This is a genomic window from Streptomyces sp. OfavH-34-F (genome assembly GCF_022347745.1).
Lineage (GTDB): Bacteria > Actinomycetota > Actinomycetes > Streptomycetales > Streptomycetaceae > Streptomyces.
In genome coordinates this window covers 1-21,098 of the sequence record NZ_JAKRGC010000093.1, presented here as the reverse complement: position 1 = coordinate 21,098, position 21,098 = coordinate 1, and the positions used below count along the sequence as shown (strand labels likewise).

General features: G+C 72.4%; 17 protein-coding genes and 2 tRNA genes. 7 read left to right on the top strand and 12 right to left on the bottom strand.

Annotated features, from left to right (window positions below; genetic code table 11):
• Positions 1–289 precede the first annotated feature (289 nt).
• The 6 genes from MHW47_RS16200 to MHW47_RS16175 all read right to left on the bottom strand — a co-directional run bounded on the left by MHW47_RS16200 (position 290) and on the right by MHW47_RS16175 (position 7,224).
• A complete protein-coding gene (locus MHW47_RS16200; RefSeq protein WP_239223946.1) occupies positions 290–1,135 on the bottom strand; it encodes a DegV family protein in 846 nt (281 codons plus the stop codon).
• Positions 1,136–1,200: 65 nt separating this feature from the next.
• Complete coding sequence (locus tag MHW47_RS16195) at positions 1,201–1,932, bottom strand: hypothetical protein (protein WP_239223945.1); 732 nt, start codon at positions 1,930–1,932, stop codon at positions 1,201–1,203.
• A gap of 138 nt (positions 1,933–2,070) precedes the next feature.
• Entirely contained in the window at positions 2,071–4,944 is a 2,874-nt protein-coding gene (gene leuS, locus MHW47_RS16190; RefSeq protein ID WP_239223944.1) for a leucine--tRNA ligase, read from the bottom strand.
• Between the two features lie 292 nt (positions 4,945–5,236).
• Positions 5,237–5,309 (bottom strand) — tRNA-Ala (locus MHW47_RS16185).
• 114 nt (positions 5,310–5,423) lie between these two features.
• Positions 5,424–5,657 (bottom strand): hypothetical protein, encoded by a 234-nt coding sequence (locus MHW47_RS16180; RefSeq protein WP_111331746.1) that lies wholly within the window; start codon positions 5,655–5,657, stop codon positions 5,424–5,426.
• A gap of 136 nt (positions 5,658–5,793) precedes the next feature.
• Positions 5,794–7,224, bottom strand: coding sequence for an MFS transporter (locus tag MHW47_RS16175; protein ID WP_239223949.1), 1,431 nt, complete (start codon positions 7,222–7,224; stop codon positions 5,794–5,796).
• A 144-nt stretch (positions 7,225–7,368) separates the two neighbouring features.
• Here MHW47_RS16175 and MHW47_RS16170 point away from each other — a divergent pair, with 144 nt between their 5' ends.
• Positions 7,369–8,262, top strand: a complete 894-nt coding sequence (locus MHW47_RS16170) for a helix-turn-helix transcriptional regulator (protein ID WP_239223942.1) — start codon at positions 7,369–7,371, stop codon at positions 8,260–8,262.
• A gap of 53 nt (positions 8,263–8,315) precedes the next feature.
• Here MHW47_RS16170 and MHW47_RS16165 read toward each other — a convergent pair.
• The 4 genes from MHW47_RS16165 to MHW47_RS16150 form a co-directional block, all read right to left on the bottom strand.
• Positions 8,316–8,388, bottom strand: a tRNA-Ala gene (locus MHW47_RS16165).
• Between the two features lie 139 nt (positions 8,389–8,527).
• Positions 8,528–9,181 carry a histidine phosphatase family protein gene (locus tag MHW47_RS16160; RefSeq protein ID WP_239223948.1) on the bottom strand — a complete coding sequence of 218 codons (654 nt, stop codon included), beginning with the start codon at positions 9,179–9,181 and terminating at the stop codon, positions 8,528–8,530.
• Positions 9,178–9,609, bottom strand: a complete 432-nt coding sequence (gene rsfS / locus MHW47_RS16155) for a ribosome silencing factor (protein WP_239223940.1) — start codon at positions 9,607–9,609, stop codon at positions 9,178–9,180. The genes MHW47_RS16160 and rsfS overlap by 4 nt, the downstream gene beginning before the upstream one ends.
• Before the next feature lie 136 nt (positions 9,610–9,745).
• Entirely contained in the window at positions 9,746–13,405 is a 3,660-nt protein-coding gene (locus tag MHW47_RS16150) for a nitrate- and nitrite sensing domain-containing protein (RefSeq protein ID WP_239223938.1), read from the bottom strand.
• 363 nt (positions 13,406–13,768) lie between these two features.
• Between MHW47_RS16150 and MHW47_RS16145 the strand changes: the two genes are divergently transcribed.
• Positions 13,769–14,551: a protein phosphatase 2C domain-containing protein gene (locus tag MHW47_RS16145; RefSeq protein ID WP_239223936.1), complete on the top strand. Its 783-nt coding sequence runs from the start codon at positions 13,769–13,771 to the stop codon at positions 14,549–14,551.
• Positions 14,552–14,612: 61 nt separating this feature from the next.
• On the opposite strand, the gene MHW47_RS16140 is transcribed toward MHW47_RS16145, so the two are convergent.
• Complete coding sequence (locus tag MHW47_RS16140) at positions 14,613–15,095, bottom strand: MarR family transcriptional regulator (protein WP_239223934.1); 483 nt, start codon at positions 15,093–15,095, stop codon at positions 14,613–14,615.
• 257 nt (positions 15,096–15,352) lie between these two features.
• Here MHW47_RS16140 and MHW47_RS16135 point away from each other — a divergent pair, with 257 nt between their 5' ends.
• Positions 15,353–16,192: a lysozyme gene (locus MHW47_RS16135; RefSeq protein ID WP_239223932.1), complete on the top strand. Its 840-nt coding sequence runs from the start codon at positions 15,353–15,355 to the stop codon at positions 16,190–16,192.
• Positions 16,193–16,468: 276 nt separating this feature from the next.
• Positions 16,469–17,149: a polysaccharide deacetylase family protein gene (locus MHW47_RS16130; RefSeq protein WP_239223947.1), complete on the top strand. Its 681-nt coding sequence runs from the start codon at positions 16,469–16,471 to the stop codon at positions 17,147–17,149.
• 72 nt (positions 17,150–17,221) lie between these two features.
• On the opposite strand, the gene lon is transcribed toward MHW47_RS16130, so the two are convergent.
• A complete protein-coding gene (gene lon / locus MHW47_RS16125) occupies positions 17,222–19,642 on the bottom strand; it encodes an endopeptidase La (RefSeq protein WP_239223930.1) in 2,421 nt (806 codons plus the stop codon).
• 161 nt (positions 19,643–19,803) lie between these two features.
• On the opposite strand from lon, the gene MHW47_RS16120 reads away from it, so the two are divergent.
• From MHW47_RS16120 to MHW47_RS16110, 3 genes are all read left to right on the top strand, one after another.
• The gene (locus MHW47_RS16120) at positions 19,804–20,205 is read left to right on the top strand and encodes a DUF4259 domain-containing protein (protein ID WP_239223928.1); all 402 of its coding nucleotides are present in this window, start codon (positions 19,804–19,806) and stop codon (positions 20,203–20,205) included.
• A 67-nt stretch (positions 20,206–20,272) separates the two neighbouring features.
• On the top strand, positions 20,273–20,875 hold the full coding sequence (locus tag MHW47_RS16115; RefSeq protein ID WP_239223926.1) for an RNA polymerase sigma factor: 603 nt from the start codon (positions 20,273–20,275) through the stop codon (positions 20,873–20,875).
• The coding region (locus tag MHW47_RS16110) for a zf-HC2 domain-containing protein (protein ID WP_239223925.1) at positions 20,872–21,098 on the top strand (227 nt) is incomplete at its 3' end. The genes MHW47_RS16115 and MHW47_RS16110, both read left to right, overlap by 4 nt.

Here is a 21,098-nt window from a genome sequence, read left to right as displayed (position 1 = left end):
GGCCGTCGGAAGCCGGGGCGCGCCCGGGGCCGGCACCCGGTCCGCCGGGTCCGCTGGTTGCACGATGTGATCGGGAAGCCATGCGGGCGACGCTAGGCAATCACGTCAAAACCCGCTGAGCACAGCCGATTTCGGTGGACGACCACCGGAATGTGGATAACTCCCCCACTCCGACGAGTGAGCGGCAGCGGCACACCCGACCCGCCTCCTGCCCCGACGCCGCCCCCTGGCCACCCCAGCCGCCCCCGGCTCCGCTCCAGCCGCCCCGGGCCACCCCGGCCGCCCCGTGTCAGCGCGGCGAGACCACCGCGCCGAGCAGCCCCGGCCCGGTGTGCGCCCCGATCACCGCGCCCACCTCGCTGACATGCAGGTCCACCAGCCCCGGCACCCGCTCCCGCAACCGCTCGGCGAGGCCCTCCGCCCGCTCCGGCGCCGCCAGGTGATGCACTGCGATGTCCACACGCGCGCCGCCCGCGCGTTCGGCGACGATCTCCTCCAGCCGGGCGATGGCCTTCGAGGCCGTCCGTACCTTCTCCAGCGGCTCGATCCGGCCGCCGTCCAGCTGGAGCAGCGGCTTGACCGCGAGGGCCGAGCCGAGCAGGGCCTGCGCCGCGCCGATCCGGCCGCCCCTGCGCAGATAGTCCAGGGTGTCCACGTAGAAGTAGGCGGCGGTCGCCGAGGCGCGCTTCTCGGCCGCCGCGACCGCCTCGTCGAGGCTTCCGCCCGCCTCCGCCGTCTCGGCGGCGGACAGGGCGCAGAAGCCGAGGGCCATCGCGACCATGCCGGTGTCCACCACCCGCACCGGCACCGGGGCGTCCTTCGCGGCGAGCAGCGCCGCGTCGTACGTACCGGAGAACTCCGCGGAGAGGTGGAGCGAGACGATGCCGCTCGCACCGGCCTCGGCCGCCGCCCGGTAGGTGGCGGCGAAGACCTCGGGACTGGGCCGGGACGTCGTCACGGAGCGGCGCTTCTGGAGGGCCAGGGCCAGGGAGCGCGCCGAAATCTCGGTGCCCTCCTCCAGGGCCTGATCGCCCAGGACCACGGTGAGCGGTACCGCGGTGATGCCGTGCCGCCGCATCGCGTCGGGTGGCAGGTAGGCCGTTGAATCGGTGACGATCGCGACATGGCGGGACATGAGCGGGAGGTTACCCGCAGCGGCGGGCCGACGGCATTCCGCCCCCGCACGTCCTGCGGCGGCGGTCAGTTGGAGGTCTCGGGCCGGGCGTTCTTCTGCCAGGGGTAGGTGGTGTTCCGCCGGGGGTCGCGGGCCGTGATGGCCTCCGGCGACGGCCGCCGCTCCTGGTGCGCCGTGCGCCGCTCGTGCTCGCCGGGTGCCGCGTCCGCGCCCGGGTTCTGCGACCGTGCCTCCCCCGCCGGTTCCCGTGCGGCGGTGTCCCAGTGGCGCAGGGCCCCGGCCTCCATGTCGATCTGGGCGTTCAGCGTGGACAGGTCGTCGTCCGCGAACTTGCGGGCCCGGTCCCTGGCGGCCCAGCGCAGCGCGTCGGCGGAGCGGGTGATCTGCTCGGTGCGCTCCTTGAGGCCCGGCAGCCGGGACGCCACCGTCGTCTTGTCGGGCTCGTGCTCCAGCGCCTTCAGTTCCTCGTCCAGCTCGCGGCCGTGGACGCTCAGCCGGTCGAACAGGCTGAGGGACTCCGCGAGCGAGGCGTCCTCGGTCACGCCGGCCCGCAGTGCGTCCTGGGTGGCGCGCATCGACGTACGCAGCGAGAGGCGCAGCTGCGCCAGCTCGCCGCCGACGCCCGGCTGCCCGTAGCTCTTGGCCCGCAGCGTGGTGTCCTCCACCGTGCGCCTGGCCTGGGTGATCGTGCGGTCCACGCCGCGCCGGGCCGCGCCGACGACCTTGACCGTCGCGTAGACGCCCAGGGCCATGAAGGCGACGACGAGCAGCCCCAGGATCAGGATCACGGCTTCCATGAGCGCCCCTCGGTGGTGTGTCGGCCTCCGGCACCCGTGCGCCGGTCCTCTCCACCGTAAACGGAACGGGCAGGCTGCGGGTTCCGTCGGAACCCCCAACCTGCCCGTAGGGGAAAGCCCTCAGCCGGGAAAAGTCCCTCAGGCGGGGACGATGTTGACCAGCTTCGGCGCGCGGACGATCACCTTGCGGATGCCCGCCCCGCCCAGCGCGGCGACGACGGCCGGGTCGGCCAGGGCCCGGGCCTCCAGCTCCGCGTCCGTGATCGACGGGGAGATCTCCAGGCGCGCCTTGACCTTGCCCTTCACCTGCACCACGCAGGTGACGGTCTCGTCCACCACGTACGCCGGGTCGGCCACCGGGAAGTCCTGGTGCACGACGGACTCGGTGTGGCCCAGGCGGTGCCACAGCTCCTCGGCGATGTGCGGGGCCAGCGGCGCCACCAGCAGCACCAGGGCCTCGGCGACCGTGCGGGGCAGCGGGCCGCCCGCCTTGGTCAGATGGTTGTTCAGCTCGGTGACCTTGGCGATCGCCGTGTTGAACCGCATGCCGGCCATGTCGGCGCCGACGCCGTCGATCGCCTTGTGCAGGGCGCGCAGCGTCTCCTCGCCGGGCTCGGTGTCGACGACGGTGACCTGGCCCGTCTCCTCGTCGACGATGTTGCGCCACAGCCGCTGCAGCAGCCGGTACTGGCCGACGACGGCGCGCGTGTCCCAGGGACGCGAGACGTCCAGGGGGCCCATGGCCATCTCGTACAGGCGCAGCGTGTCCGCGCCGAACTCGGCGCAGATCTCGTCGGGCGTGACGGCGTTCTTCAGCGACTTGCCCATCTTGCCCAGGACGCGGGAGACCTTCTCGCCCTGGTAGTAGTACGCCCCGTCGCGCTCCTCGACCTCGGCGGCCGGGACCGCGATGCCGCGGCTGTCCCGGTAGACGAAGGCCTGGATCATGCCCTGGTTGAACAGCTTGTGGAACGGCTCGGCGGAGGAGATGTGGCCCAGGTCGTGCAGCACCTTGGACCAGAAGCGGGCGTACAGCAGGTGCAGCACGGCGTGCTCGGCGCCGCCGACGTACAGGTCGACGCCCCCGGTCGGCTGCCCCTCGCGCGGGCCCATCCAGTACTCCTCGATCGCCGGGTCGACCAGCTTCTCGGAGTTGTTCGGGTCCAGGTAGCGCAGCTCGTACCAGCAGGAACCGGCCCAGTTGGGCATGGTGTTGGTCTCGCGGCGGTACTTGCGCGGGCCGGCGCCGTCGCCCAGGTCCAGCGTGACGTTGACCCAGTCCTCGTTGCGGGACAGCGGGGTCTCGGGCTGGGTGTCGGCGTCGTCCGGGTCGAAGGTGCGCGGCGAGTAGTCGTCGACCTCGGGCAGCTCCAGCGGCAGCATCGACTCGGGCAGCGGGTGGGCGATGCCCTCCTCGTCGTACACGATCGGGAAGGGCTCGCCCCAGTAGCGCTGGCGGCTGAACAGCCAGTCGCGCAGCCGGAAGTTGACGGTGCCCTCGCCGACGCCGCGCTCCTTCAGCCACTCGGTGATGCGGGCCTTGGCGTCGGCGACGCCCAGGCCGTTCAGCGAGATCTCGTCGTTGGCGGAGTTGACCAGCTTCGCGTCGTACGAGGCGAAGGCGTCCTCCCACGTGGAGGCGTCCGTGCCGCGGCCGTCCGACGGCTCGACGACACAGCGCACCGGCAGCTCGAAGGCGCGCGCGAAGGCGAAGTCACGGGCGTCGTGCGCCGGTACGGCCATGATCGCGCCGGTGCCGTAGCCCATCAAGACGTAGTCGGCGATGAAGACGGGGATCTGCTCGCCGCTGACCGGGTTGGTGGCGTACGCGCCGGTGAAGACGCCGGTCTTGTCCTTGGCCTCGGCCTGCCGCTCGACGTCGGACTTGGCCGCCGCCTGCTTGCGGTACGCGGTGACCGCCTCGGCCGGGGTGGCGTGGCCGCCCGTCCAGACCGGGTGGGTGCCCTCGGGCCAGGCGGCGGGGATGATCCGCTCCACCAGCTCGTGTTCCGGCGCCAGCACCATGTAGGTGGCGCCGAACAGCGTGTCCTGGCGGGTGGTGAAGACGGTGACGCTGCCCGCGCCGTCCACCGGGAAGTCGACGCGCGCGCCCTCGGAGCGGCCGATCCAGTTGCGCTGCTGCAGCTTGATCGCCTCGGGCCAGTCCAGCCCGTCCAGGTCGTTCAGCAGCCGGTCGGCGTAGGCGGTGATGCGCATGTTCCACTGGCGCAGCTTGGCCTTGAAGACGGGGAAGTTGCCGCGCTCGGAGCGGCCGTCCGCGGTGACCTCCTCGTTGGCCAGGACGGTGCCCAGGCCGGGCGACCAGTTGACCGGCGCGTCGGAGGCGTAGGCCAGGCGGTACTCGCCCAGGACGTCGGCGCGCTCGGCGGCGCTCAGGGCGCTCCAGTCACGGCCGTCCGGCGTCGCGCGCTCGCCGCTCTCGAACTGGGCGACCAGCTCGGCGATCGGCCGGGCCCGGTCCGCCTCGGTGTCGTACCAGGCATTGAAGATCTGCAGGAAGATCCACTGGGTCCACTTGTAGTACTCGGACTCGATCGTGGCGAACGAGCGGCGCTTGTCGTGGCCCAGGCCCAGCCGGCGCAGCTGCGCCTTCATGTTCCCGATGTTGGCCTCGGTGGAGACCCGCGGGTGCGTGCCGGTCTGCACGGCGTACTGCTCGGCGGGCAGGCCGAACGCGTCGAAGCCCAGGGTGTGCAGGACGTTGTGCCCGGTCATCCGCTGGTGGCGGGCGTAGACGTCGGTGGCGATGTACCCCAGCGGGTGGCCGACGTGCAGCCCCGCGCCCGACGGGTACGGGAACATGTCCATGATGAACCGCTTGGGCTTGGCGGCCAGCTCGGGGTCGCCGGCCAGGTCACCGGTCGGGTTGGGTGCCTCGTACGTGCCCTCGGCGTCCCAGAAGTCCTGCCAGCGGGCCTCGATGTCGGCGGCCATCGCCGCCGTGTAGCGGTGCGGCGCAGCGGAGTCGGCTGCGGAATTCGTCTCGCTCATGATCCTCAAAGCTCCATTGGTCGTCATCTGCCGGCATCCACGTCCACGGACGCACGTCCTTGGGAAACGAAAAATCCCCTCGCACAGGAGGGGACGCCGCGCTGATGCCGACCAGGCGTTCTCACCGGTCGGGACTGGTCAGCGCGGCTCGCTAAGCAGAAGGGCTACGGCACGCATGGCGTCAGGGTACCGCACCGAGCCGGTTCCCCCCTGGGCAGTGGCCGGTACAGGCAGCCTGCGCACACAGAACGGCGGGCCATCCGATTCGGATGGCCCGCCGTTCCATTCACTGTGGAGCTAAGGAGAATTGAACTCCTGACCTCTTGCATGCCATGCAAGCGCTCTACCAACTGAGCTATAGCCCCTCGTTGTGCCGCCCGGTCTCCCTGGCGACATCGAGAACAGTACCGGTCCTCCCGGCTGTCCACCAAATCGATTCCGGTCCGTCCGGTTTTCGCCCGCCTCGGGAGGGGAAGCGGTCAGGCCGTGGCGAAGGAGTAGAAGCGTTTGAGCGTGCAGTGCTCCTCGAGGAGGCGGCCGTAGATCGGCTCCCCCTCCAGCTCCCGGTACGTCTCGATGGGGTCGCCCTTTATGACCAGCGCCCGCGCGCACTCCTCGCACCAGTACTGGTAGTCCGCGTTGACCGGGTCCATGTCCCTGACGATGGGCGTACCGCTGCCGCACCAGTCGCACTTCCGCCTGTGAGCACCCATGGATCAGCACCGGCCCCGGCGGACGAAAGGCGGCTTCGGAACCTCGTGGCGGCTCCCAGGCATTGCGCACACCCTCCCGTTCGGTCCGTCGCCCCCTCCGGCGGTCCGATTCTGCCATGACCTCGCAGGAAGGGGGTCAGCCCGCGTGAGTCGCCGTCCGCCGCCGTACGAGCCCCGCCGCCGCGCCCGCGCACGCGGCACCCGCCAGGGCCAGTGAGCAGACCCACAGCGCGTGCCCCGAACCCTGCGGCCCCGGCGTACCGAGGCGGTTGAGGTAGAGGGTGCCGATGGTGGCGACGCCGATGACCTGACCGAGCTGCGTCACGGTCACCAGCACACCGCTGGCGTCGGCGGCGTCCTGCGGCCGTACGTCGGCCAGGGCGCCCGCGAGGTTGGGGCTGAACGCGAGAGCCATACCCGCCCCCAGCAGCACGAAACCCGTGTACAGCGCGGCGCCCCCGCCCGAGCCGCTCCGCAGCGCGAGGCCGATCAGCGCGTTCCCGACCGCCACCAGGACGAAACCGCCGGGGACCATGCCCCTGTGCAGCCGGGCCGGCCATCGCCGCCAGGTCAGCCCCACCACGCCGAAGGCCACCGCGGTCGGCCCGCACATCAGCCCGGCGCGCAGCGGCGTGTAGCCGAGACCGCCCTGGAGGTGCAGGGTCAGCGTGAACAGGAAGCCCGCGTTGGCCGCCATCACCAGCAGGATGCGCACCGACGCCACGGCCATGCCGGGCAACCGGAGCACGCGGGGCGCGATCAGGGGCGCGCCGCCCCGCGCGGCGAGCCGCGTCTCGTACGCCACGAAGCCGGCGAGGACCACCGCGCAGGCGAGCAGGCAGATCCAGGTCCAGGCGGGCCAGCCCAGCTCCTGCCCGAGCACCAGCGGAACGGTGAGCAGGGTGACGCCGACGGCCAGCACGACCAGGCCCACCGGGTCGAAGCCGCGCGCCCGCGCCTCGCGCCGGGCCGCCGTGGTGCGCGGTTCGCCCGGCAGGACGCGGGCGCCGGCCACCAGCAGGACCAGCCCGATCGGCACATTGACCAGGAAGGCCGGGCGCCAGCCCGCGCCGAACAGATCGGCGCTCACCAGCACCCCGCCCACGACCTGCCCGGCGGCGGCCCCGACGGCCAGCACGGCGCTGTAGGCGCCGATCGCGCGGACCCGCGCCGGCCCCGTGAAGTGCCGCTGGATCAGGCTGAGCACCTGCGGGATCATCACCGCGGCGCCCGCTCCCTGGATCACCCGGAACGCGATCAGCTGCCCCGAGCCGGACGCCAGTCCGCAGGCGAGCGAGGCCGCGGTGAAGAGGGCGAGTCCGGCGAGGTGGGCGCGGCCGTGGCCGAGCAGGCCGCCGAGCCGTGCGCCCGCGACGAGGAGGACGGCGTACGCGATGGTGTATCCGGCCACCACGAGCTGCAGTTGGGCCCCGGACGCGTCGAGTTCGGTGCGGATCGTCGGGGCGGCGACGTTCACGATGAAGATGTCGAGCATGGCCATGAACTGGGCCGTCAGCACCACGGCGAGCAGGCGGCCGGGGGTCTTGTCGGTGCCGGGTGTTCTCATGGTGACGGAGCGTGAGGCCGTCGATGATGTGGTCGCGGTCATGGGCTCCAGGCTGGTGCCGCGCGTATACGGGTAACGAGAGCCCGTCGATGCTGGTATTGGCAGCACCTGGCAACACCCGGGCGCAGCACCGACGATGGGGGCGTGACGACGTTGACGAGACAGCGGCGGACGGGCGGGCGCGAGCCTGCGCCGGGCAGGCGGCCGGAGCTGGCCGCCTTTCTGCGGGGCCGGCGGGCGCGGGTGGCCCCGGCGGACGTGGGCATGGCGCCCGGCTTACGGCGGCGCACGCCGGGTCTGCGCCGCGAGGAGGTCGCGCAGCTCTCCGGTGTCGGCGTGACCTGGTACACCTGGCTGGAGCAGGGCCGCCCCATCAACGCCTCCTCGCAGGTCCTGGACGCGGTGGCGCGGACCCTGCGGCTGGACCCGCCGGAGCGCGAGCACCTCTACGAGCTGGCGGGGGTGCCCTACCTGCCGGGCCGGGAGTCCGATGTCGTCGAAGTCGGCGAGGAGATCCAGGGCGTCATCGACGCGCTGGACCCGCTGCCCTCCGTCGTCTACAACGCCCGCTACGACGTGCTGGCGACCAACCCCGGCTACCGCGACCTGTTCGGCGTGCCGCTGATGGAGGGCACCCGGGTGCGCAACGCGCTCTGGGCGCTGTTCACGTACGCGGAGGAGGATTGCCCGGTCGTGCACCGTGCCCAGGAGCTGCCCCTGATGGCGGCGACGCTGCGCAGCGGCTACGGGCGCCATGTGGGCGAGCCCGCGTGGGAGACGTTCATCGAGGCGCTGTCGGAGGCGAGCCCCTATTTCGCGAAGCTGTGGCGCAGCGGGGACGTGGTCCCGCCGGGCCGGCGCGTGAAGACCTTCCGGCACTACGCGGTGGCCGGTGAGATACGGATGACCTCGGTGTCGCTGGCGATCAACGGGCTGCCGGAGTGCCGGATCGTGACGTACACCCCGGCCGACGACGAGAGCCGGGAGCTGCTGGCCGTCCTGCGGGAGTACCGCAGGGGCCAGGACGCCCGAGCGTGACTGTACGCACAGGAAAAATCCCGCCCCCCTGTTGGGGACGGGATTTCCGATTGTGGAGCTAAGGAGAATTGAACTCCTGACCTCTTGCATGCCATGCAAGCGCTCTACCAACTGAGCTATAGCCCCGCTGTCCGCTGTGTTTCCCTGCGCTCTCGCGCTGCGGACAAGAAGAACTTTAGCCTGTGACCAGCCGGAAAGTGAAATCCGGCCCCCGCGGCCCGGGGAAGCCCTGGAGAGGGTCCGCGGCGGGCCCGCCCCGCCGGGGTCAGGTGTCGTCGCCGAGCACCGGTTCCGGCAGGGTGCCGGCGTTGTGCTCCAGCAGGCGCCAGCCCCGGGCGCCCTCGCCCAGCACGGACCAGCAGCAGTTGGTCAGACCGCCGAGCCCCTCCCAGTGGTGGGCCTCCAGGCCCAGCAGCCTGCCGATGGTGGTGCGGATGGTGCCGCCGTGGCTGACGACGACCAGCGTGCCGTCGTCGGGCAGCTTCCCGGCGTGGGCGAGGACGACGGGCGCGGCCCGGTCGGCGACCTCGGTCTCCAGCTCGCCGCCGCCGCGCCGCACGGCCTCGCCGCGCTTCCAGGCGGCGTACTGCTCGCCGTACCGCTCCACGATCTCCTCGTGGGTCAGCCCCTGCCAGGCGCCCGCGTAGGTCTCGCGCAGGGCCGCGTCGTGCGTCACGTCGAGGCCGGTGATCGCGGCCAGTTCGGCGGCCGTGGCCGCGGCCCGCCGCAGGTCGGAGGCGACGATCGCGTCCGGCTGGAGGGAGGCGAGCAGCCGGGCGGCCCGGCGGGCCTGCGCGACGCCGGTGTCGGTCAGCTCGATGTCCGTGGAGCCCTGGAAGCGGCGCTCCAGGTTCCACGCGGTCTGGCCGTGCCGCCAGAGGACGATCCTGCGGCCCCTGCCGCTCCTGCTGCCGTTCAGCTCTGCTCACCTTCCGTGCCACCGTTGAGCTGCGCGTGCTCAGCGGCCTTGCCCCGGGTACGCACGGCGTCCTCGGGCAGCTCGATCTCCGGGCAGTCCTTCCACAGGCGCTCCAGCGCGTAGAAGACGCGCTCCTCGCTGTGCTGGACGTGGATGACGATGTCGACGTAGTCGAGGAGGATCCAGCGGGCGTCGCGGTCGCCCTCGCGGCGGACCGGCTTGGCGCCGAGGTCCTTCAGCAGCCGCTCCTCGATCTCGTCGACGATCGACTTGACCTGGCGGTCGTTGGGGGCCGAGGCCAGCAGGAAGGCGTCGGTGATCGACAGCACGTCGCTGACGTCGTAGGCGATGATGTCGTGCGCGAGCCGGTCGGCGGCCGCCTGGGCGGCGGCGTTGATGAGCTCGATGGAGCGGTCCGTGGCGGTCACAGGCAAGCTTTCGTCGTCGGTCGGATTGTTCTCTAGGGTCTCACGGGGAAGGCGGGGGCCACGCAGCGATATGTCCGGGGCCGCCGGCCGGAGGTCCGGGCCGTGCGGGCCCGGACCTCCTGAGACCGCCGGACGGTCAGCCGATCTTGTAGTCCTGGCCGAGGAGGACGGAGACCGTCGCGTTCCCGGCCGGCTTGCCCTGCTTCACCGTGCTCGTCGGCAGTCCGAGGGTCTTGGCGACCTGGACCGCCTTCTCCTTGTCGGCCGCCTCGGCGTAGATCACCTGCGAGGAGACGGCCGCGCCGGTCTTCCCGCTGTTGACGAAGGCGAAACCGCCGTTGACCAGCTTGGCCCGGGCGGATTCGGTGCCCTCGGAGTCGCCCGTGGCGTTCTTGACGCCGACCCGGACCACCCCGTCCGCCGCGGGTGCCTTGACCGCGCCGCCGAGGATGTCCTTGACCACGCTCCGGGTCGCCGCGTCGCTGAGGGTGCCGTCCTCCTGGACCGGCAGCAGCGTCGTCTTGTAGTCGCCGAGCTTGGCGTGCTGGGCGAGCTTCGCCAGGGACGCCCCGAGGTCCTTCTCGGGCAGCGACGGGTCGAGGATCTGGGCCAGCGTCTGGACGGTGACCGTGGCGGCCTTGGGGTCGTCGGAGATCTTGCGCAGGACCCCGCGCATGACCTGCCCGAACCTCATCAGCTGCTTGGCCTCGGCCTCGCCGGGCCCGCGGTACGTGGCGTACGCGACGGCCATCTGGCCGCTGAGCGTCTGGTTCTCGCCCTTCTTCACCAGGTCGCCGGAGCCCTTCTTGGCGCCGGGCACGGCCGTGTCGGTGTCCATGTCGACGTTGCCGACGAGGTCGACGAGGTTCTCCAGGTACGGGGTGTCCAGCCGCCAGGTCCCGCTGATGTCGGTGCCGAGCAGGTTGTCCAGCGCCTCGCGGGTTCCGGAGGTGCCGTCGTCGTCGACCGACTTGCCGAGCGTGGTGCTGCTCCCGTCCTCGTCGGAGACGGCGAGGGAGTTGGGGAGCAGGACCGTGGTCCCCTGCTTGGTGGTGACGTTGTCCACGAGCAGCGCGGTGGACGTGCCGCCGCGCTTGGTGTCGTGCAGGTGCACCACGATGACGTCGCGGCGCTGCGGGCCGGTCGTCGCGGTGTTCTCCTTCTCGTCCCCGCCCGACGTGCCGGGGAGCTTGTCCGCCGACCACAGGTAGCCCACGCCGCCGAGGACGACCAGGACGCCGACGACGATCAGCGCGACGACGCGGTTGCGGCCCCGGCGGCGCGCCTCCTCGCGCCGCTCGCTGCGGCTCTCGGTGAACTTGAGCCAGTCGATGACGTCCTCGGAGTCCTCGTCGGGCTCCTCGATGAAGGCGAACTGCTCGGTGCGGTAGTCGTCCTGCCCGCCGCGCCGCTGTCCGGGCACGGCAGCGTCGGCCTCGGGCTGCTCGGGGGCGTCAGGGGCCTCGGAAGCCTCCGGGGCCTCCAGGGTCACAGGGGCCTCCGGGACCTCCGGGGCCTCGGTCGCCGCAGGGGCCTCGGCCGGCTTCGCCTCCGCCTGGGCGAGTACCCGCTCCGCCGCCGCGATCATCGGGTCGTCCGAGGACTCCGAGGCGCGTCCCGGCAGGGTGTTGGAGTTGGCCTCCGCGTCCGAGCCCGGCAGGCGGAGCGCGGGGGCCTCGCCCGGCGCGGTGACGGTGGGGGGCGCCGCGGCCGGCGGCACCTTCGGCAGCAGGGCCTCCGGGAGTACGACGACCGCCGTCATCCCGTTCCCCTTCTGCTCGCGCAGCTCCACCCGTACGCCGTGCCGCGCGGCGAGCAGCGACGTCACCCGGAGGCCGAGCCCGGCACCGTCCGCGCTCTGCTCACCGGCCTCGAAGAGGGACGGGTCGGCGAGACGGGTGTTCAGCTCGCCCATCCGCACGGCGGACATGCCGATGCCCTCGTCCTGGACGGAGAGCATCACCTCGCCGCTCTCCAGGAGCCAGCCGGAGAGCTGGACGGGAGAGTCGGGCGGCGAGAAGGAGGTCGCGTTCTCCAGGAGTTCGGCGACCAGGTGGCTGAGGTCGTCGGCGGCGAACCCGGCGACCTGGGCGTGCGGCGGGAGGGACTGGATGGTGACCCGCTCGTACCGCTCGATCTCGCTGACGGCGGCGCGCAGGACGTCCACCAGCGGGATCGGGCCGGGATGCCCGTGTCCGTGCTCGGCGCCGGCGAGGACCAGCAGGTTCTCGCTGTGCCGGCGCATGACCGTGGCCATGTGGTCCAGCTTGAAGAGCGTGCCGAGGCGCTCCGGGTCCTGCTCGCGCTCCTCCAGGGACTCGATGACGCCGAGCTGCCGCTCCACGAGGCCCAGGGTGCGCAGGGAGAGGTTGACGAAGGTGTGGTGGACGGTGTTGCGCAGCTTCTCCAGCTCGGCGGTCAGCTCGGCCGTGTGGGCCTGGAGTTCGGCGCGGCGGGCGGCGAGCTTCTCGCGTTCGCCGATGAGTCCGGCGCGTTCGGCGGCGAGCTTCCCGGCGCGCTCCTCGTGGTCCCGGAGCAGGTCCCGCGACTGGCCGTGCAGGGTGTTGAGGGAGCGGACGACCTGGGCGAACTCGTCGTTGCGGCCGGTGTAGCGGACCGGTTCGGCGGTGGCCGGTTCGGCGGCGAGCCGGGCGGCTCCGATGCGCAGCACGGCGAGCGGCTGGGTGAGGGTGCGGGCGACGGCGGTGGAGACGCCGACGGCGACGAGCAGGCAGCCGCCGAGGAGGGCGATGCGCAGTTCGAGGGCGGTGACGTCGTCGTCGCGCAGCTGCTCCAGCCGCTGGACCTGGGTGGTGCCGAGCGCGGACTGCACGGAACGCATCCGGTCGACGCGGGCGGAGAGCGCGGCGGCGACCTTCTTCTCGCTGACCTTCAGGTCGGAGCCGGACAGCTCGGGGCGGTCGGTCAGCTCGGCGAGGTACTTCTCGGCGCTGTTGACCTCGGGGCCGGTGACGATCGAGGACAGCTTGTCGCGGGCGGTGGCGCCGGCGGACTGGTCGAACTCGGCGAGCGCGGCGAGTTCACCGACCCTGGCCCGCTGTGCGGCGGCGCTCAGCGCGTCGCGGGTGCGGTCCTCCTTGGTCTCGCCCTCGTCCTGCGACTGCACGGGCAGCCCGGTGAACGGGTCGATCCGCGGCGGCGCCGGCTCCGGCCGGGGCACGGCGAGCGCGGCGAGCAGCAGCCCGCGGGTGGCGGACGCCTGTTCGGTGGCCCGGCCGAGGGCACGCGGGGTGCGGGCGCCGTCGGCCGCGCGCGGCGGGGTGTCGCGGGCGAGCGTGTCGGCGAGGCCGTTGAGTTTGGCGATGACCTCGGAGTACGCCTGGTGGGCCTCCAGCGCGGTGCCCTTGCCGCTGACGGCGTCCCGGCGCAGGGAGGGGATGGTGGACAGGTCGCGCAGCAGGTCCGGCGGGGCCGCCTCGCGGATCTCGTCCACCTGCTGGTCGACCCGGGCGCCCCCGTCGCCCGGCTTGCCGTCCCGGCCGCCCGCGATGTACACGGTGACCTCGTCGCGCTCGTCGGCGAGGGAGTGCGCCAGGGAGATGGCCTGCCGGTTCAGCTCGGCGAGGGTGACCAGGTGCTGTGAGTCGGTGAGGTCGGCCGAGGCGGCGAGCACGGCCGGTGTCCCCGCCGCTATGACGGTGATCCCGACGACGGCGACGCCCGCGACCAGCCGGCTGCGGACGCGTACGGTGCGACCGCCCTCGGCCGGGGTCGTCGGCGCCGCCCCGGAACCGCTGTTGCTGCCGCCCTTGCTCCGAGGCCGCTTCTTCTGCACCGGTGCTCGCAATCTTGACTCGTCCGCCCTTGAAGCAGAGGTGACGCACGGTCACATGAACGAGCGCCCCGCCCCCTGGTACGGCTTCCGACCATTCCAGCGCTCTTGGGGAGGGGGCGCGCATCAACCGCTCCGCCACCTGAACGAGTGAACATCAATCCCGAGTTGGCGAACAAGTTCTCCTGGCGCGCGCCGGAGTCATGTGCGGACACCGGCTGGAACTTCGGCGCCCGCTTTGGCAGGATGCCCGCCCGCATCCGGGGGCGGAGCCACCGCTTCCGCCCGGCCGGGCCCCTGACCTGCTGGTACGCACCAATCCCCGCAGGATGCAGGTGCGGTGAAGGCGTCGTGCAGACTGAACGCATGCGTATCGAACTCGCGACCGCCGCCGGCGCCCCCGATCGCCCGAACGAGGACTGGACCGCCTCGGTGCTCCCCGCCTCCGGCCGGGGCGGCGGGCTGGTGCTCCTCGACGGCGTGACGCCGCCGCGGGGCGACGACGGGTGTGTGCATTCGGTTCCGTGGTTCACCGCGAGACTGGGCGGGGCCCTGGTCGAACTGTCCGGTTCGCGGCGGGATCTGACCCTGCGGGAGATCCTCGCGGAGTCCATCCGGCGCACCGCAAACGCCCACGGTTCACTGTGTGACCTTTCTCACGTGCGTACGCCGCAGGCGACGGTGGTCGTGGTGCGTTGGGACGAGGCCGCCGTGGAGTACCTCGTGCTGTCCGACTCGGTGCTGCTGCTGGAGTCACCCGGCGGCGAGGTCCGCGCCGTGCTGGACGACCGGCTCGACCGGCTGGCGCCCGAGCTGCTGGTGTCCGACGCGGTGGCGGACGCCCGGGCGCGCAACAAGGAGGGCGGGTTCTTCACGGCCGCCGCCGACCCGGCCGTGGCGGAGCGGGCGGTCGCCGGGCAGGTCCCGCGCGCCGGCGTGCGGGCGCTGGCTGCGATGACGGACGGGGCGAGCCGCTGGACGGAGATGTTCGGCGAGGGCGACTGGGCCGCCTGCCTCGGGGTCCTGGAGAAGGAGGGCCCGCAGGGGCTGATCGACCGGGTCCGCGCCCTGGAGACCGCGGACACGGAGCGTGAGCGGCTGCGCGGCAAGACGCACGACGACGCCACGGCGGTCCACGTACGCCTGTGAGGCGCGCCGCCGCCCTCCCGGCGCACCCGGAACGAGCGGTGCGCCCGGCCGGGTGCGGCGCTCAGTCCTCGGCGCGGGCGTTCAGGTGGTGCAGCAGCCGGGCCAGTTCGGCGACCTCGGCGCGGTCCCAGTCGGCGAGCTTGCGGACGTAGCGGTCGCGGCGGGCGTCGCGGACGCTGCGGAAGCGGGCCAGGCCCTCGTCGGTGAGGTGGACGAGGAAGGCGCGGCCGTCGGCCGGGTCGGGCTCGCGCGCCACCAGGCCGAGGGCTTCCAGGGCGCGGAGCTGACGGCTCATGGTGGCCTTGCCGACGCCGAAGTAGGCGGCGAGGTCGGTGGCCCGCTGACGGCCGGCGGACTCCAGGCGGACGAAGAGTCCGTAGGCGGCGGCCTCCAGCTCCGGATGCACCTCGCGGGCCATTTCCCCGGAGTTGGCCCGTGCGCGGCGCAGGAAGACGGCCAACTCGCGTTCGAGGGCGAGGAATTCGTGGTCCACACCACTTCCTCCGGTTGCGCCGGGTTCACTCCCTCTTTCGCTCCCGTGCACGTCAACACCCCTCTTGAGCTTTCCTGCCGGTGAAAATTTCTTTCGCCGCCGGTCATCGCCGCAGCTCGGCCAGTATTTCGCAGGATTAGACCAACGGCACAGCCCGGACCCCCTTCCGCGAGCGGGTCTACGTGCGTAGCGTCATACGTGGCATGTTCACACCATGACATGCCTCCGGGGCCGCCGTACGGCGCCCCACGGTCAGCGGTATCCCCCCACGGAGACAGCTTCCCCCCACCCAGACTCGGAGGCACGCAATGCCCGTGCACAGATCCGGTTCCAAGGCCCGCCGTTCACGTTTCGCCGCGGCCGGCACCCTCCTCGCAGCCCTCTCCCTCCTCATCGCCCTGCCCGGCGCGTCGAACGCGGCCGGCGGCGACCCCGCCAAGCCGGCCCGCGGCACCGCCACCATGGGCATGGGCGTGGTCGCCCACGACGGCCAGGGCGGCCTGCCCGCCCGCAGCCTCGTCACCCAGACCGAAGGCGTGGACGTCAGCAGCCACCAGGGCAACGTGGCCTGGTCCACCCTCTGGAACAGCGGCGTCAAGTGGGCCTACGCCAAGGCCACCGAGGGCACGTACTACACCAACCCCTACTTCGCCCAGCAGTACAACGGCTCGTACAACGTCGGGATGATCCGCGGCGCGTACCACTTCGCCACGCCCGACACCACGAGCGGCGCCACCCAGGCCAACTACTTCGTGGACCACGGCGGCGGCTGGTCCAGGGACGGCAAGACCCTGCCGGGCGTGCTGGACATCGAGTGGAACCCGTACGGCGCGCAGTGCTACGGCAAGAGCGCGTCCCAGATGGTCGCGTGGATCCGCGACTTCGTGAACACCTACAAGGCGCGCACCGGGCGGGACGCGGTCATATACACCGCGACCAGCTGGTGGCAGACCTGCACGGGCAACAACGCGAGCTTCGGCACCACCAACCCGCTGTGGGTGGCGCGCTACAGCTCGACGGTCGGCACGCTTCCGGCCGGCTGGGGCTTCTACACGATGTGGCAGTACACGTCGTCCGGACCGACGGTGGGTGACCACAATCACTTCAACGGTGCCCTCGACCGCGTACAGGCGCTCGCCAACGGATAGCGGCGGCGCTCCCGCCCTCCCCGGAGCCCGGTGACCGCAAGGGTTGCCGGGCTTCACCGCGTCCACGGGCCGGACCGGCATTCCCCGAGCCTTCGCCTCCCCCCGCTATGAACTCCGTGTATACCCCACGTGTATAGTCGTCGCTCCACGTCGTACACCAGTGCGACCAACTACACGAGGGAGAGGCCCGCCGTGCCCAGTAGGACGAAGTCGATCGGGACGGGGTTGGCCGTTGCCCTTGTGACAGCCCTCACGCTGACGCTGAGCGGCTGCTCGATGGAGACGACCGCGCCCGGTTCGGCCCGCGCGGACGCCGGTGCCGACGCCAAGGGCGCGTTCGGTCCGGTGGACTGCCGCAAGGCCAAGTGCATAGCGCTGACCTTCGACGCGGGGCCGGGCGAGGACACTCCCCGGCTGCTGGACATCCTCGAGAAGGAGAAGGTCCACGCGACGTTCTTCCTGCTCGGCAAGAACCACGTCAAGAAGCACCCGGACACCGTCCGCCGGCTGGCGGCCGAGGGCCACGAGATCGCCAACCACACCTGGTCGCACGAGATCCTCACGGACAAGAAGCCGGCCGAGATACGCGCCGAGCTGGAGAAGACGCAGGACGCCATCGAGGCGATCACCGGCAAGAAGCCGCGGCTGATGCGCCCGCCGCAGGGCCGGACCGACGACACCGTCTCCGGCATCAGCAAGGACCTCGGGCTCTCCCAGATCCTGTGGAGCGCCACCGCCAAGGACTACTCGACGAACGACTCCGCGCTGATCAAGAAGCGGATACTCGACCAGGCGAGCAAGGACGGCATCATCCTGCTGCACGACATCTACAAGGGCACCGTGCCCGCGGTGCCGGGCATCATCGAGGCGCTGAAGAAGGAGGGCTACACCTTCGTGACGGTCCCCCAGCTGATGGCGCCCGCCGAGCCCGAGCCCGGCACGATCTACCGCCCCTGACCCGGCACGCACGCGGCGGCCCGCCTCCCCTCGCGGCAGGGGAGGCGGGCCGGTCACGCGCGGGCGCCCGGATCAGGCCGCGGCCACGACCCTCCGCTCCGCCGGGGCCGCCGCCGGGGCGAGGGCGATCTCCAGCACCTGGCGGACGTCGTTGACCGGGTGCACCTCCAGGGTCTCCAGCACCTCGGCCGGGACGTCGTCCAGGTCGGCCTCGTTCCGCTTGGGGATCACCACGGTGGTGATGCCGGCACGCTGGGCGGCCAGCAGCTTCTGCTTCACCCCGCCGATCGGCAGGACGCGCCCGGTCAGCGAGATCTCGCCCGTCATGGCCACGTCCGTACGGACCTGCCGCCCGGAGAGCAGCGAGGCCAGCGCCGTCGTCATCGTGATCCCGGCACTGGGGCCGTCCTTGGGGACCGCGCCCGCCGGGAAGTGGATGTGCACGCCGCGGTCCTTGAGGTCCGCGACCGGCAGCTCCAGCTCCGCGCCGTGCGACCGCAGGAAGCTCAGCGCGATCTGCGCCGACTCCTTCATGACGTCACCGAGCTGACCGGTCAGGGTCAGGCCGGACGCCCCGGTCTCCGGATCGGCCAGCGACGCCTCCACGAACAGGACGTCCCCGCCGGCCCCGGTCACCGCGAGCCCGGTGGCCACACCCGGCACCGCGGTGCGGCGCTCGGCCGGGTCCTGGGCGGACTCGGGCACGTGGTGCGGGCGGCCGATGAGCCCGCGCAGGTCGTCCGCGCCCACCGTGAACGGCAGCTCGCGCTCGCCCAGTTCGCTCTGGGCCGCGACCTTGCGCAGCAGCCGGGCGACGGACCGCTCCAGGTTCCGCACCCCGGCCTCACGGGTGTACTCGCCGGCCAGCTTGCGCAGCGCCGACTCGTCGAGACCGACCTCGCCCGCCTCCAGACCGGCCCGCTCCAGCTGGCGCGGGAGCAGGTGGTCGCGGGCGATGACGACCTTCTCGTCCTCGGTGTAGCCGTCGAGCCTGACCAGCTCCATCCGGTCGAGCAGCGCCTCCGGGATGGCCTCCAGGACGTTGGCGGTGGCCAGGAAGACGACGTCGCTGAGGTCCAGCTCGACCTCCAGGTAGTGGTCCCGGAAGGTGTGGTTCTGCGCCGGGTCGAGCACTTCGAGGAGGGCGGCGGCCGGGTCGCCCCGGAAGTCGGAGCCCACCTTGTCGATCTCGTCGAGCAGGACGACCGGGTTCATCGAACCGGCCTCCTTGACGGCGCGGACGATGCGCCCGGGCAGCGCGCCGACGTACGTGCGCCGGTGGCCCCGGATCTCCGCCTCGTCCCGGACCCCGCCGAGCGCGACGCGGACGAACTTGCGGCCCATGGCGTGCGCCACGGACTCCCCGAGCGAGGTCTTGCCGACACCGGGCGGTCCGACGAGGGCCAGCACGGCCCCGCCGCGCCGGCCGCCGACGACGCCCAGCCCCCGGTCGGAGCGCCGCTTGCGCACCGCCAGGTACTCGGTGATGCGCTCCTTCACGTCCTGGAGGCCGGCGTGCTCGGCGTCCAGGATCTCCCGGGCGCCCCTGATGTCGTAGGCGTCCTCGGTGCGCACGGTCCAGGGCAGCTCCAGGACGGTGTCGAGCCAGGTCCTGATCCAGGAGCCCTCGGGGCTCTGGTCGGAGGCGCGCTCCAGCTTGTCGACCTCCTTCAGCGCGGCCTCGCGGACGTGCGCGGGCAGGTCGGCGGCCTCGACGCGGGCCCGGTAGTCGTCGGACTCGTCCTCCGGGTCGCCGTTGAGCTGGGCCAGCTCCTTGCGCACGGCGTCGAGCTGACGCCGCAGCAGGAACTCGCGCTGCTGCTTGTCGACGCCCTCCTGGACGTCCTTGGCGATGGTCTCGGCGACGTCCTGCTCGGCGAGGTGTTCACTGAGCCACTGGATGGCGAGCTTCAGCCGGGCGACCGGATCGGCCGTCTCCAGCAGGCGCACCTTCTGGGCGGTGGTGAGGAAGGGGCTGTACCCGGAGTTGTCGGCGAGCGCGGAGACGCCCTCGATCTGCTGGACCCGGTCCACGACCTGCCAGGCGCCGCGCTTCTTCAGCCAGCTGGTGGCGAGCGCCTTGTACTCCTTGACCAGTTCGGCGACGGCTCCGGGGAGGGGGTCGGGGACGGACACGTCGACCCGGACGCCCTCCACCCAGAGCGCGGCCCCCGGCCCGCTGGTGCCCGCGCCGATCCTGACCCGGTCGCGGCCCCGGATGAGGGCGCCCGGATCGCCGTCGGAGAGCCGCCCCACCTGTTCCACGGTCCCCAGGACCCCGATCCCGGTGTACGTCCCGTCGACGCGCGGGACGAGCAGCACCTCGGGCTTGCCCCCGCCTTCCCGCACGGCGGCCTGCGCGGCCTCCACGGCGGCGCGCACCTCGCTGTCCGACAGGTCCAGCGGCACCACCATTCCCGGCAGGACGACCTCGTCGTCGAGCGGCAGCACGGGCAGGGTGAGCGGTGTGACGGCATTGGACTCAGTAGCCATGATCTCCCCTTCGGCAGGCAAGTTGAGCTATGCAGACTCAATGCTTGTGAGCCGCCAGATGTTCCCCCACCCCTGTTCGCTCTGAGCGATCAGGCGCCACGGCCGTTGTCAGTGGCGCCTGTCACGATGCGTGCACCGGAACGATCGGCAGGGAGAAACACATGGGTACGTGGGACGTCGGCCCCTTCGACAACGACACCGCGGCGGACTGGTGCGGCGGTCTCGACGACGCCGAGCCCAAGGAGCGCGCGGAGAAGGTGCGGGCCGCGCTCGCCGAGACCGCCGAGACGGTGGACTACCTCGACTCGGACGTGGCGGACGAGGCGATAGCGGCGGCCGCCCTGGTCGCCGCCCAGTGCCCCGGCGGGGCGCCCGTCGACTCCGCGTACGGCCCGGACGAGCCCCTGCCGGACCTGACCGCGCTGCGCGGCCTGGCGCTCCAGGCGCTGGACCGGGTCCTCACGGAACCGTCGGAGCCCCTGGAGCTCTGGGAGGAAACGGACGAGGGCCCCTGGCACACCGAGATCAACCGCCTGCGCGAGGTGCTTATGCCCCGGCCCTGAGGGACGGGGACACCGGACCGGGCGCCGCGCGTGAACCGCGCGGCGCCCGGTCCGCGATAGAGGGGGTGTGAGTCATTTGCATCCCTCGGGGGACGACCGGAGCGACGAGGCGCTGCTGCGCGCCGTCGCCCAGGGGGACACCGCCGCCCTGGCCGCGTTCTACGACCGGCACTCCGGCTGGCTGCTGGCCCGGTTGAACCGCCGCTGCCCGGACGCCGAGACCGTGCGCGAGGTCGTCCAGGACACCTTCCTCACGGTCCGGCGCTCGGCCGGCGCCCACCGGGGCGCCGAGGCCGGGGGCTGGCTCTGGGTCATCGCCGCCCGCCGCCTGGTGGACGCGCAGCGGGCTCGGGGCCGTACGGAGCGCGCGGCGGCGGCCGAGCGGGCGGACGGGGCGCGCTGGACCGCTCCCGCGCCGTCCGCCGAGGACCGGGTCCTGGCCGGTCTGGAGTACGGGGACGTGGGCGCCGCGCTCGACCGGATCTCGCCCGAGCTGCGGGAGGTCCTGCGGGCGACGGTCGTCGACGGGCTGACGACCCGTGAGGCCGCCCGGCTGCTCGGCATACCGGAAGGCACGGTCAAGAGCCGGGCGCTGCGGGCCCGGCGCGAGCTGCGCGCCGCGCTGGACCGCCTGGTCGTGGAGAGCGGCCCCCTGGGAGGCACGGCATGACGACCTGGCATGTGGCGGACCACCTCGCCCGGCGGTACGCGGCCGGCACGGCCCCCGAGACGGACGCCTGGTCCCTGGAGAAGCACGTCGAGTCCTGCGCGCCGTGCGCGCGGCGCGTGACGGCGGCGGTACGCGAGGGGCAGGCCGCTGCCCCGCTGCTGGACGACATCCGGGCCGCGGTGCTGGCGACGGCTGCTGCGGAAGGTGCGCCGGCGGCGGGCGC

Bases quoted from the DNA above. Each gene is read 5' to 3' on its own strand.
- MHW47_RS16200 (WP_239223946.1), bottom strand. From the start codon at position 1,135: ATGTCCCGCCATGTCGCGATCGTCACCGATTCAACGGCCTACCTGCCA.
- MHW47_RS16195 (WP_239223945.1), bottom strand. From the start codon at position 1,932: ATGGAAGCCGTGATCCTGATCCTGGGGCTGCTCGTCGTCGCCTTCATG.
- leuS (WP_239223944.1), bottom strand. From the start codon at position 4,944: ATGAGCGAGACGAATTCCGCAGCCGACTCCGCTGCGCCGCACCGCTAC.
- MHW47_RS16180 (WP_111331746.1), bottom strand. From the start codon at position 5,657: ATGGGTGCTCACAGGCGGAAGTGCGACTGGTGCGGCAGCGGTACGCCC.
- MHW47_RS16175 (WP_239223949.1), bottom strand. From the start codon at position 7,224: ATGAGAACACCCGGCACCGACAAGACCCCCGGCCGCCTGCTCGCCGTG.
- MHW47_RS16145 (WP_239223936.1), top strand. From the start codon at position 13,769: ATGCGTATCGAACTCGCGACCGCCGCCGGCGCCCCCGATCGCCCGAAC.
- MHW47_RS16135 (WP_239223932.1), top strand. From the start codon at position 15,353: ATGCCCGTGCACAGATCCGGTTCCAAGGCCCGCCGTTCACGTTTCGCC.
- MHW47_RS16130 (WP_239223947.1), top strand. From the start codon at position 16,469: ATGGAGACGACCGCGCCCGGTTCGGCCCGCGCGGACGCCGGTGCCGAC.
- lon (WP_239223930.1), bottom strand. From the start codon at position 19,642: ATGGCTACTGAGTCCAATGCCGTCACACCGCTCACCCTGCCCGTGCTG.
- MHW47_RS16120 (WP_239223928.1), top strand. From the start codon at position 19,804: ATGGGTACGTGGGACGTCGGCCCCTTCGACAACGACACCGCGGCGGAC.